The organism is Perlabentimonas gracilis (assembly GCF_011174675.1).
Taxonomy (GTDB): domain Bacteria; phylum Bacteroidota; class Bacteroidia; order Bacteroidales; family Tenuifilaceae; genus Perlabentimonas; species Perlabentimonas gracilis.
Map to the genome: position 1 here is coordinate 23,061 of NZ_JAANIG010000041.1, position 12,684 is coordinate 35,744.

At 44.2% G+C, this 12,684-nt stretch carries 8 protein-coding genes; 3 read left to right on the top strand and 5 right to left on the bottom strand.

Annotated features, from left to right (window positions below):
* Positions 1-388: 388 nt before the first annotated feature.
* On the bottom strand, positions 389-2,821 hold the full coding sequence (locus tag G8O23_RS14640) for an ABC transporter permease (RefSeq protein WP_166366140.1): 2,433 nt from the start codon (positions 2,819-2,821) through the stop codon (positions 389-391).
* A gap of 222 nt (positions 2,822-3,043) precedes the next feature.
* Here G8O23_RS14640 and G8O23_RS14645 point away from each other — a divergent pair, with 222 nt between their 5' ends.
* The gene (locus tag G8O23_RS14645) at positions 3,044-5,935 is read left to right on the top strand and encodes a PD-(D/E)XK nuclease family protein (RefSeq protein ID WP_166366142.1); all 2,892 of its coding nucleotides are present in this window, start codon (positions 3,044-3,046) and stop codon (positions 5,933-5,935) included.
* Between the two features lie 630 nt (positions 5,936-6,565).
* Here the strand turns inward: G8O23_RS14645 and G8O23_RS14650 are convergent.
* On the bottom strand, positions 6,566-7,084 hold the full coding sequence (locus G8O23_RS14650) for a GNAT family N-acetyltransferase (RefSeq protein WP_166366144.1): 519 nt from the start codon (positions 7,082-7,084) through the stop codon (positions 6,566-6,568).
* Between the two features lie 326 nt (positions 7,085-7,410).
* Here G8O23_RS14650 and G8O23_RS14655 point away from each other — a divergent pair, with 326 nt between their 5' ends.
* Complete coding sequence (locus tag G8O23_RS14655; RefSeq protein ID WP_235942304.1) at positions 7,411-8,679, top strand: L-lactate MFS transporter; 1,269 nt, start codon at positions 7,411-7,413, stop codon at positions 8,677-8,679.
* Between the two features lie 69 nt (positions 8,680-8,748).
* Here the strand turns inward: G8O23_RS14655 and G8O23_RS14660 are convergent, their stop codons facing one another.
* From G8O23_RS14660 to G8O23_RS14670, 3 genes are all read right to left on the bottom strand, one after another.
* Entirely contained in the window at positions 8,749-9,009 is a 261-nt protein-coding gene (locus G8O23_RS14660) for a DUF3781 domain-containing protein (protein ID WP_166366146.1), read from the bottom strand.
* A 126-nt stretch (positions 9,010-9,135) separates the two neighbouring features.
* Positions 9,136-10,272 carry a serine hydrolase domain-containing protein gene (locus G8O23_RS14665; protein ID WP_166366148.1) on the bottom strand — a complete coding sequence of 379 codons (1,137 nt, stop codon included), beginning with the start codon at positions 10,270-10,272 and terminating at the stop codon, positions 9,136-9,138.
* Positions 10,273-10,540: 268 nt separating this feature from the next.
* Positions 10,541-11,071 carry a GNAT family N-acetyltransferase gene (locus G8O23_RS14670; RefSeq protein WP_166366150.1) on the bottom strand — a complete coding sequence of 177 codons (531 nt, stop codon included), beginning with the start codon at positions 11,069-11,071 and terminating at the stop codon, positions 10,541-10,543.
* Between the two features lie 382 nt (positions 11,072-11,453).
* On the opposite strand from G8O23_RS14670, the gene G8O23_RS14675 reads away from it, so the two are divergent.
* Positions 11,454-12,593: an IS4 family transposase gene (locus G8O23_RS14675; RefSeq protein ID WP_166366152.1), complete on the top strand. Its 1,140-nt coding sequence runs from the start codon at positions 11,454-11,456 to the stop codon at positions 12,591-12,593.
* Positions 12,594-12,684 lie beyond the last annotated feature (91 nt).

Sequence of the window (12,684 nt, forward strand, 5' to 3'; positions counted from 1 at the left end):
TCAATTTATCTAAAGTCGTTAATGTCCTTATTCACACCCTCGTAGATGGTGCATAGCGATAGGATATAGATTACAAAGCCTTAAAGCACCCCGTGGGGGTGCAATATATATATCCGCAACCCTTATTGCGCATCTACGAAGCGCTAATTTATTTGAATTAATTTTTTCAATCGCTATGTGCCCTCTACGAGGGCTATTGTATTCATATTCTGCTCAATCCTATAGAAATATTTGTTTCTTTTGTATTCTTAGCTTGACGGCTATGGCCTTTAGCAGCCTGCCTGCCAAGCAGGATCATTCAACCTGCTCTCGGGATGCGAAGCATAACGAGACAGGCAGGATCGTTCAATCTGCCCCAGTATTTCATAAGTCCTAGACTACAACTGGCTTACTCGTACTTAATTATATCCACCGGATTCTGAAGGCTAGCACGATAGGTTTGGATAAAAACGGTTAGTAGCGCTGCACTCCAACCGACAAAAGCCGCCACAGCAAAAACCCATAGCTCTATACCCTGTCGGTATGGGAAATTATTGAGCCACTCGCGGATTATGAAGTAGGCTATTGGCATGGCAACTAAGCACGAGACAATTACCAAGCGGCTAAATTCTTTAGATATAAGTAATATAATTTGAACTGAGCGTGCACCCATCGTTTTACGAATGCCAATCTCTTTCATCCTTTGCTCCACAGTAAAAGCCGATAGGCCAAGTAGGCCAAGGCAAGCCACAAAAATTGCCAATCCTGTAAATATTAAAAGAATTACCTGCAAACGCCTTTCGGTAAGGTGGAGCCTATCGAAATTTTGTGACACAAACGAGCTGGCGAAAATTTGGTTTGGAAAATGTTTTTGCCAAACCTCTCGAATTTTCTCTTTTGCCATTTCAATAGCATTATCATCAACCCTAATGGTAATGTGGTTGTGCCCAATAAGAGATGAACTAATAACCATTGGTTTGATTATCTCGGTAAGGGGCTGGAAATGAAAATCCTCAACAACCCCAACTATTGGCCCCCAATTTCGTGTTTCGCGATTTTGTCCTGCTAGTAAACCTACCTCTTGCCCCAAGGCATCGAACTCCGACTCAAACCCAAACATTTTGCGAGCCGCATCATTAATAATGTAATACACTGAGGTATCTCCAATCATTTCGGGGGTGAAATTTGCCCCAGCCTTTAATGGGATTTGGAAGGTGGGGACAAACTCATGATCGGCTCTATTAATAACCGGAAAGAATGGGTCGGGGTTACCCCTTAGCATATGCGGATTATCGGAAAAGCCACGGGTTGCTGGTACGGTCATAGAACGGGACACACCCTGAACCTCAGGAATTGCTAGTAAATCATCCTTAAATGCGTTATAAAGTCCATAATTTGCCCTGTTATCAATACTAATGTCAATCAATCCAACCCTATTGTAACCCAAATCCTTACTGTTGATGTACTGCAAATGACGATATACCGAGATGGAGCAAATAATTAGGCCTATGGATATGGCAAATTGCCCAACCACCAACGCCTTGCGAAAAAACTGGCTCCCATTTGCACTTTTGTTTCCCTTAAGCACCTCAATGGGTTTGTATTTCGACAGAAAGAATGCAGGATAAGCACCCGCGAAAAAGGCCAATATAAGCCATGCAGCAATTGTCAGCAGCGGGTTCCAATCCATAGCAAGTAGTTTGAGCGATATATCTTTATCGGTAAAAACAGAGAAGGCAGGCAGTGTAAATTCTACAATAATCAGGGCAAGTACCAACGCTAAAAAGCTGAACAGAGCCGACTCGCTTAAGAACTGCCTAACCAGCTGTGCTTTGGTTGCTCCCGATGTTTTTCGAACCCCAACCTCAAGCGCTCGGCGCGATGCCCTGGCTGTAGAAAGATTCATAAAGTTGATTCCTGCAATTACCAGCAGAAGAATAGCCACCAAGGTAAAAACTAAAACTGATGTTTTGCTGCCGGGTGTTACCATCTCCCAAACCCTATCGGCATGCAAATGGATGTCAGTTACTGGTCTAATGACAAGCAGCATAAAATCACGTGGGTTATCAAAATTTAAAAATTGCTTGATATCTGGTCCAAAATATTTATCAACCACGTTCTGTAGCTCGTTTTCAAACGATGATACGTCCGTATTCTTAGCTAACACTATGTACGTGTAAAGATTGCTAGCCATCCAACTGGTCATCATCATTTCATGCCTAATGCTGTATAGCGACTGAAATGAACCTATTAAATCGGCTTGAATATGGCTATTATGTGGGAAATCCTTGAAAATGGCTGTAATTTTATAAGGCTGAATCTGCCCATTATAATTTACATTAAGGGAACGACCAACACCAGATACCTCACCAAAATACTTCTTTGCATAACTTTCAGATATGGCCAGAGAAAAGGGATCTTTTAAGCATTCTGCCACATCACCCTCAATAACCGGAAAACTGAAAAAGGAAAAAAAACTACTATCGGCATAAATTAACGCTTCCTTATTAAGGGTTTTATTCAAATCTTCAACCATGATATTATCACCAGCAATGCGCACAAAACCCTCAACACTCGGGTAATCGTTTAGTAGCTGGGGACCAAGCGGTGGCGAAGTTATGGAAACCATCATCCTGTCGCCCTCAAGCTCCATATCACGTTCAAGCCTATACATTCGGTCGGCATTGGCATGAAACTTATCGTAACTCAGCTCATCATAAACCCACAGGTAGATAATAATTGATGCAGCAAGGCCAATGGCCAATCCAATAATGTTGATTAGCGAGAAAAGGGAATTCTTTTTCAATACGCGAATTGCAGTAAGTAGATAATTTCGTAGCATAATAATTTGGTTTTTCTTGATTTTTCAACTTCCATACCATACCGCACATCACATTAACTGACAGGTAAATAGATGAACAACTAAAGATATATACCGTACGCATTCGAAACAGATCCGTTCGGAAACGAACAGTATGTATGGTTATGAAATCTTCTCCAATTGCTAAGAAAATCATTTTATCTTTGTAATAAAAGTAATCGTTACACAAACAGCTGGTAGCAAATGACACCCTTTCTCAACCTTGTTGCTAAGGATTTAGTTGCTCGATACGGCGAAAGCATTTCGGAAGCAACCCTTGTGTTTCCTAGCCGTAGGGCAGGTTTGTTCTTCAACACACACCTTACCAAGCTAATCGATAAGCCCATTTGGTCGCCTACTGTGGTTACCGTTAGTGAGCTAATGCAGCAGGTAGCAAAGCTTAGGCCCGACGACCCCATTAAGCTTGTAACCAAGCTGTACAATATATACAGCATGGTAAAGGGTAGCAGCGAGCCATTCGAGAATTTCTACTTTTGGGGAGAGGTGATGCTGGCCGACTTCGACCAGATTGATAAATACCTAGTTGAACCCAGGCAGCTATTCAGCAATATAAAGGATATAAAAGATATTGAGGAGCAGTTTGGTGGCTTAACCCCAGAGCAAATCGAAGCCCTGCAGAACTACCTAGGCGTTATGCGCAACGGGCAGGTATCGGAGCTGCGAGAGAAATACCTCAGCATATGGGGCAACCTAATGGATATATACCAAGCTTTTCAAAATGAGCTAGAGGCCGAGGGTGTTGCCTACGAGGGAATGATTTATCGCAAAGCGGCAGAAATACTGGCTAATCCAAGTACATCCCCCAACCTTCCAAAGCCCATAGCTTTTATTGGTTTTAATGCGCTAAACGAGTGCGAGAAGGCTCTGCTCCATCGGTGCAAACGCGATGGCGGTGCTCTTTTTTATTGGGATTACGACCCAGTGTTTACTGATAACCCGCAGCACGAGGCGGGTCTATTCCTACGCAAAAACCTAACGCAATTCCCCAATGCACTCCCTCGCTCTGCATTTGAGATTGATGGAGTAGTTGAGAAAAACATCAAGATGGTAGCAGCCCCATCCACGGTTGCGCAAACCAAGCTTATCCCTAAAATTTTAGAACAAATGGTTGGTGCTGGGGCCAAGCTCAATATATCATCGGCCATAATTTTTCCCAAGGAGAATATTCTGCTTCCTGCACTTCAATCCATTCCGTCCGAGGTAGAGTCTCTGAACATCACCATGGGATACCCCATTAAGGAGACTCCAGCCTTTAGCCTTGCCGAGTTTTTGGTGAGGCTCCAAATAAATGCACAACAAAGCAAGGAAGGTGTTATCAGGTTTTACCATCGCGATGTGCAGGCTGTGCTCAACCATCCCTACGTTAGACTGTGCGAGCCCGAAAAATCAATGAGTATTATTTCAATCATCAAACGCAGTAACCGAATTTACCCCAGGGATGAAGAGTTAGCCCTATCGGAGCTACTAAAGAAGATATTTTCCAAACAAAACGAAGTAAACCCCATTGCCAGCTACCTGCTCGAGATATGCAATGCTGTTGCCAAAACCATAGCTGGTAAGGCAAAAGAGCAGGATAATCAGCAGCTACGAATTGATTTGGAGTTCCTTTACGCGCTGCACAAAAGCCTAACACGAGTTGGCGGGGTGCTAAAGGAAGTTAGTATTGATGTTTCGCACCGTACTTTCTTGCAGCTGCTTCGCAAGGTTTTTGCACAGGAGCGGGTATCGTTTAGCGGTGAGCCGCTATCGGGGTTGCAGGTAATGGGATTTCTGGAGACACGGGCGCTAGATTTTGAGAATATCATCATTCTCTCGTTCAATGATGATGTGTTGCCAGGTCGAAATCATCCCGTATCGTTCATCACCCCTTCGCTGCGGATAGGATTCGGACTACCCGACCATAAGCACCATGATGCAGTTTACGCATACTACTTCTACCGTCTACTGAGCAGAGCGAAGAATGTTTACCTAGTGTACAGCAGCAGGGCCGAGGGATTATCGAGTGGTGAGAAGAGCCGCTTTGGACTGCAGCTGGAGATGGAGCAGATGGTGGGTAAAATTGAGACAATACCCGTTGGGTATAACCTTTCGCTCACCCCTTCCCTACCCATTTCTGTGGATAAATCGGATGATGTGATTTCGAGCTTGGTTACTAACCTTAGCCGTAAGGGCAAAGGCATTACCCTGTCGCCAAGCGGGCTAACCAGCTACCTCACCTGTCCGCTCCGCTTCTACTTTCGCTACGCCGTGGGAATAGACGAGGAGGATGAGGTAACCGAGGAGGTTGGCGCGCTAGAGTTTGGCCGGATTATCCACAACACCATGGAGGAGCTTTACAAGCAGTTCACAGGCAAGCAGGTTACTGCCAATATGATGAAGCTGCTGCTAGCCAACACGCAGCACATTGAGGATGCTCTCGACAGAGTTTTTTGCGAGATTTTTTTGAAGGATAACGATGCAAAGCCCAGTGACCTGTCGGGCAGAAACCTGCTGGCACGAAACGCCATGCTTTACACTATCCAAAAAATGTTGCGCCTTGACTCCCAGCGAGCACCATTCCTGCTGGTAAGCCATGAGCAGGAGGTGTACATCAACCTAAACCTACCTAACAGCTCGGTTGCAAGCCAAGTCAGGCTCGGTGGGTTTATCGACCGAATTGAGCAGAACAACGGTACCGTTTGGTCCATCGATTACAAAACGGGAAGGCACACTAACAAGGGCAAGTTCGAATCGGTGGATGAGCTCTTTAACCCCGACAAGGTGGATAAATGCAAGGAGGTTTTTCAGACATTTTGCTACAGCCTGGCGCTAACAGAATTATATCCAGATAGCGCAATTAAGCCTGCGCTTTGGTTTGTAAAGGCAGCCAAATCGGCTGAAGATTTTGATATTAAGCAGTCGCTGAACCGAAAAGCACAGGTTGTTGAAGACTTTAGGGAATATGGCGATGAATTTTGCAGCGGGCTAAAGAGCCTGGTTGCCGAGATTTTTGACACCTCGGTACCCTTTGCCCAAACCAACGATATAGACAAGTGCCGTACCTGCCCATTTGTTGGGATATGTGGGAGAGAGTGAGAAAGGGACTAGAGTTCATAAAGTGACTAGAGTTTAGAGTTTAGAGTTTAGAGTTTAGAGTTTAGAGTTTTAAGTCTAAAAGTCAGCATTTCAATCAATCAACCTGCCCGCTCTACCCTGCCTACCGCAGACAGGCTGTAGGTAGACAGGCCACTGGCGGGTCAATAAATCAATCAGTCAATTAGTTAACCTGCGGACTGACGGTGAACTAGCCTGCATCCTTTTTGGAAAAGTCTGGGCAAGCAGGTTCCTCCTAGGTAATCAATTCTCATTATGCTCCGCATCCCGAGGCAAGCCTGATAAGCTGAGGTAGATAATTCTGCCAGAAACTGTTAAGTGTTAAATAATTCGGTACTACTGCAATTTTAATGGAAGATTTTAGGGTCGGAAGACCCCCGCCTGAACGATGCAGTAGGGCAGGGAGGTTGGAAGATTGAAGTATGCTAATTCTGTCTTCTCTCGTCATCCGCCAAAGAACATCGGTTTGCGAGACAGGTGCCTTCTGTCTTCTGCCTACTGTCTTCTGTCTTCAAACCCAAACCAAAGATTTAAGTTTGCTATAATTTACATAGTTCTACTAAATTGGTAGTAGAACCAAAAAAGTAAGGGTGGCTTCTATCATTCGCTACTTCATAATTTCAGTTTCATCAGCTTATCAATCTGTTCGTCATCGCCTAGCATGAAGATATGCTTGCCGAACTCTATAAACCCATTTTTCTTGTAAAAACTGATGGCTCTGGCGTTATGCTCCCAAACACCTAACCACAGGTAGTCAGCACTTTTCTGCAAGGCTATCTCTTTCGACTTGTCAAGAAGTATCTGCCCCACTCCCTTTCCATGAAATTCGCTAAGCACATAAAGGCGTTCAACCTCAATGCCTTCCTCCTCCTGAAACTCTGTTTGAGCTGGTCCAAAGTTAATTTTCAAGTAACCGATCACTCTGTTACTATGCATCGCAAAGAAAAATAGGGCATTCTTATCGCGTAGCTCTGTTGACAGCTTCTCTGCAGAAAAATCTTCGTCGAGATATTTTCGCATATTCTCCTCCGTGTTAGTTGAGTTAAATGTTTCGTAGAATGTTTGCCTGCTAATTCTCTGTAATTGATCCAGGTCGGTTATTATTAACTGTTTAATTTCAATATCATTCATAACTATCCGCTAAATAAATAAGTCCAACAAAAACCCAGCCCATTGGGTTTCGCCCCCTAAAGATAAATGTAATCCTTTAGGTGTAGTAATGGGCAATAATATTATGGGCAAAGATTTACCGAATAATTCACCACACATTGGTTCTCAGCTACCTACAATTAAATGCATTTATCAATGTAAGAATTAGGAAAACTGAGCAGCCATAGGGGTTATATAAATGGTAAAGAAAATCAAACGAAAGTTTTAGTTGAGCGATCGCCAATAAATTATTTCTTTATCTTTGCCCCTATTTTTTTAACCTAACACTTGCCTTAACAACTATTCCTATGACTTTATCTACTACCAAAAACAGGGGTTGGATCGTTGTCTTTGCCGGCCTCTTCATCAATCTTGCCTTGGGAATTCTTTACTCCTGGAGCATTTTTAAGGATGCCATCCAGGATTCAATTAATAAAGGTGGAGAGGGTGCTTTCACCTGGCAGGAGTCTGCTCTCAACGACCCTTATGCGGTTTGTATTCTTGTTTTTGCTTTTACCATGATCCTTGCCGGACGAATTCAGGATAGAAAAGGGCCAAAGGTTACCGCCTTTATCGGGGGAATTTTAGTTAGCCTTGGCTTTACACTCCTTTATTTTACCACTAGCTATACATTGTGGGTTCTAGGATTTGGTGTATTGGCAGGTATTGGTATCGGTTTTGGCTATGCCTCCGCCACCCCACCGGCCTTCAAATGGTTTCCAGCCTCCAAAAGTGGGCTTATTGCCGGGATTGTGGTGTCTGGGTTTGGCATTGCACCGGTTTACATTGCTCCTTTGGCCACGTATTTGGTAAAGAACTACGGGCTCCATAATACCATGCTGATTTTTGGGTTGGCCTTTCTGGTGATTGTTTCGGTGTGTGCCCTGCTTTTGCAAAACCCACCAGCCGGGTATGTGCCTCTTGAAACCCGAAAGTCCACAGCCAAACAGCTGGCCGCCAATGGTTCGGGTCGCGATGTTGAGCCAAGCGAACTATTTAAGCTTCCTTCGTTCTACCTAATCTGGTTTATCCTTTTTATAGGTTCGGGTGCCGGATTGATGGTTATTGGTAGCATCTCAGGCATGGCAAGGGCTAGCCTGGGGGAGATGGCCTTTCTTGCAGTGGCCATTATCGCCATAGGAAATGCCTCGGGAAGGATTGTGGCTGGCCTGGTTTCGGACAAGATTGGCAGGGTGTTAACGCTTTTTATACTGCTTGTTTTTCAGGCAATCCTTATGTTTTTGGCCGCCACCTTTATTGGCGACACCACCACTGCATTGGTGATTGTGCTGTTTGCCACATTCATAGGATTTAACTTCGGCACTAACCTATCACTATTCCCCACATTTACCAAGGTGTTTTGGGGCATGAAAAACTTTGGCATGAACTACGGCTTTGTCCTCACGGCATGGGGTTTGGGCGGCTTTGTGTTTAGCCGTTTATCGCAGACCCTGTTCGCTATCAGCGGCAACCACAGGCTATCATTCTATATCGCAGGCGCTTGTTTGGTGCTATGCGCCGGACTGGCCATTCTGCTTGGCAGGATTCAGAAAAAGGCCGAGGCCCTGGCTGAATAGGCTCTGGAAAGTTCTCGACTCGTCGCTACTTTGTCAGTAGCGACGAGTCGAGAATAGCACAGGCAAAAGTTACTTCGTTGTCCTATCCACAGTTATTACCCTAAATGTATTCGAGTTTATTGTAATTCTGACATTACGGCCTGTATTTGTCACGTAATAATTTTTTCCTGTCTTGATGTAAAACTTCTCATTAGTCGTTTTCAATATCTCATCGATAAATGATTCAATTTGTACATTCGATAAATCAGTGGCTAGCTTCTTATTAATCCTTTTGTATACAAGATCTGTATAGCATAGGTTCTCAATAATCTTTTGTTTGGGGCTTATCATTTCAAGTATACTGTGAGTGATACTAACGGGGGGGGTAACTACTTTTTTATCTATTAGAATAGAATACGGCTAGCCTCTACCATTCAGACAAAACAAGGTGAGGCAAAGCTTCGGCTTACCTAAGCACTACCTCTTCCTCTCAATCACATCAATTATCTTTGATATTACGGGAGCGTTTCGGGAGTTGTACCAGCGCTGACTGTAGTTAGCCGAAATGGCAATATCCATCTCGGGAATGTAGACCACCTGGGTTCCCCAGAATCCTGAGTGGGTATAGGCATCCATTCCGTTAACCTTAATCTTCCATAAGCCCAGTCTATAGTCCATCGGTAACTCAGCGCCATTTAGCACGGAGGTTAGCATTGTGTCGAGTGTGCTCTGGTTTACAAACACCTTGTGGTTAAAAAGGCTGTGGAAGAAGCGGCTCATATCGCTGGTGGTGGAAAGCAGCCCACCTCCACCAAAGTAATCGAACGAGGGGTGGTAGTTGTACGAGTCAGAGCCTTCGTAGTACTGATGAATCCGTTTGCCCGAGTAATCCCCTTCAAACTCCTCTAGATAGGTGTCGGTTAATCCCAGCTCCTTGAGTTGGAGAAGTGCAACAATGGCTTCGCCCATCGTTTGGCCAGTAATAGTTTCAATTATTTCACCCAAGAGCACGTAGCCCGTATCGGAGTAGCTGAACTGAGCTCCAATATCACCTGCTGGCTCCATAAGGGTAATAAGATCGATTAGGGTTTCGGTACGAGACCACACGTGCCGGCTCTTTAAAAATTCATCGGTGTACTTATGCGAGTTGGTATGGTCGCCCAGACCGCTAGTATGCGAAAGCAGGTGCCTTATGGTGATTTGGTTGGGGTTGTAACCGCCCCGCTCAAGTATTGCGGTATGTTCGGCTGAGATGTATTGGGTAATATCGTCATCAAGCGATAGCTTATTTTCTTCCCAAAGCCTTAGCACCGTGGCCGCCACATAGGTTTTGGTAACACTGGCAATGCGAAAGGTTTGATCGGCCTGCAGGGGCACGCCCAAAGCCCAATCGTTGAGGCCAGATGCTCCGCTCCAGTCTATGCCCATGGCGGGTGCGGTAACGTTTAACAAAATGCCGGGTATACTTTCGGTTAGCTCAGCATCAATAACCGACTGAAAATCGGCGCTGTACCTCTCGGTCTGGTTCTTAACGGATGTTTTGCAACTCAGGCCAGCAATGGCAATTGCTGCTGACAGCAGCAGCACTTTTACAATATTTTTTTTGAATATCATATATATTGGTTTTCAGGTTATACAAAGGCTTTTGTTAATGCTTACTATTACTATGGACAAAACTACCTAATTTTGGTTTAAACTCAATTCATTGTAGTAGAGTATGGGGTGGAGGATTGGGATAACAGTGTTTTTCAGGCACAGCCTGCTTGGATAATCGAGCTGAGGCGCAGCCACGGCTCAACGGGGTATTTTTCCCAAACATCTAACAACTGTTCACGATGTTTGTCGGAATACTTAACAATTTCAATTGACTCTTGCGTTATTGTCATTTGAGTTTGGCGTAAATGTCTAAACTTATAAATTTTGCGTTTTTAATTTCGCAGTCTTTCATTGTTCCTTCGTGTCGGAAGTCAAGTTTTGCCATTGCTTTTTTACAGTTCGTATTTTCGGCTTCTACAAAACCTTCAATTCTGTGAAGTCCAAGTTTGTGAAAACCGTAGTCGCAAATTAGCGGCATTGCTTCTTTCATTATTCCTTGTCCCCAAAACTCGGGTAACAACCAAAAACCGATTTCTGCTTTTTTATGCTCTTTGCTTAAACTGTTAAGTCCGCCTGCACCGTAAAAAGTTTTGTTGTCTAACGAACAAACCGCAAACCACATTCCTGTTCCGGCTTTTTCACGGTCAGCAAACCAAGCCATCTGTTCTTTTGTTGCTTCTAAACTGTCAAAACTAATTCCGTAATGCTTAATTATTTTAGGGTGTGAAAGCCCTTTGAAAACATTTTCAATGTCGGTATCCACAAATTGCCTAAGCAAAAGTCTGTTGGTTTTTATTGTAATTTCTGTTGTCGTCATATTTACATATAATTCTGGTCTGGCTGTGTAGTCCTAAGCTGACTGCTAACGGAGATAACAGTGTTTTTCAGGCACAGCCTGCTAGGATAATCGAGCCGAGGCGCAGCCACGGCTCAACGGGGGGGGGCGTGGTCTCGTCAAGGTATTGACGAGAGGAGAGCGTGTTATCCGCCAGCCAGCGGATCCCCCGACGAAAACCCTGCCTGCACTGCCCCGTCTGTTGACAGGCCATAGCCGTCAAGTTAAGAACACAACAAGTTGATAAGTAGACTGGTAGTAAAACACAATCCCCCATAAGGGGAACTGTCAGTATTATTCTCCATTCTAGTTTATTGTTTTATGTTAAATGAAGGGCGCTTGAATTTTGTGTTGCAATACAACTTTGCCCTCGCTCATAAAAGTACGAAATATTAATGAATTAAAGGAGATAAATGCCAGTAAAATCAGGGGTTTTATTAAAAATCAGAGTAGTTTTCTAACAACGAGTTTAGATGAGATACTAGGGAAAGATCATGTTGAGCAGTTGGCCAGAGCAGCAGGTTTTGTCAAACGGTCCTCATTGGTCAATGGGAAAAACTTTCTGGATTTGCTGCTCTCGAATGCCACCCAAGGGGCGCTGCTAAGCCTGGAGGACCTTAGCCGTGATTTTGCAGTAGCGCATGGAGAATCCATCTCGAAGCAAGGGCTTGACGAGCGCTTCAACTCAGAGGCAGTGTTTTTTCTGAAAAGCATACTGAACAAAATGCTGGATAACCATTTGCTGGGGACACAGAAAAGCGGCACGAAGAGCCCATTCACATCATGTAGGCTGAGAGACTCCACTCGATTTGGGTTACCCCAGGAGTATGCCTCCAAATACAAAGGGCATGGTGGAGCAACCCAAACCAAATCGATGATAAGCATACAGTATAAATTTGATTTGTTGACCGGAGATCAGGTTGACCTTCAGTTAACTAGCGGCTGCCAAAACGATCAGGGAGACTCCCCGGAAAGCATCAAGAATGTTAAGGAGGGGGAGCTTTTAATACGAGACTTAGGGTATGTGACCACAATGTATTTATCTGGAGTAATGAAAAGAAAGGCTTTCTTCTTGAATAGGTTGCCATCCCAGATAAACGTATACGACCCGAACAGCAAGGAGGTAATCAGCCTGAAAAATGTTTACAAGAGGCTAATACGCTACAGCATACCCTACATCGAACTTGACGTGCTCATCGGAAAAAAAGCCCAGTTGCCTTGCCGGCTGGTGGTTTCCGTCTGCGAAGAGAATGCTGCCAAAAAAAGATTAGAGAGAACCACCAAGAACACCAACAGTACAGGGCATAAGGTTTCAGAGGAAACCAAGTGGAGGTCTGGGTTAAACATGTACATCACCAATGCTCCCGAGGAAAAAATCCATGCCAAGAATATCTATCAGGTGTACCGTATGAGATGGCAAATTGAGCTGATCTTTAAGGTCTGGAAATCAATCGCGAATATTGACAAGCTGAAGAAGGTGAAAATAGAAAGGTTTGTGTTTTAACCCTAAATAACCAAGCATTTTTTTTACAATTTTATTATTTATTTTTACCAACGGACAAACGACCGATGGTGACTGTTATACCGAAGGTTCA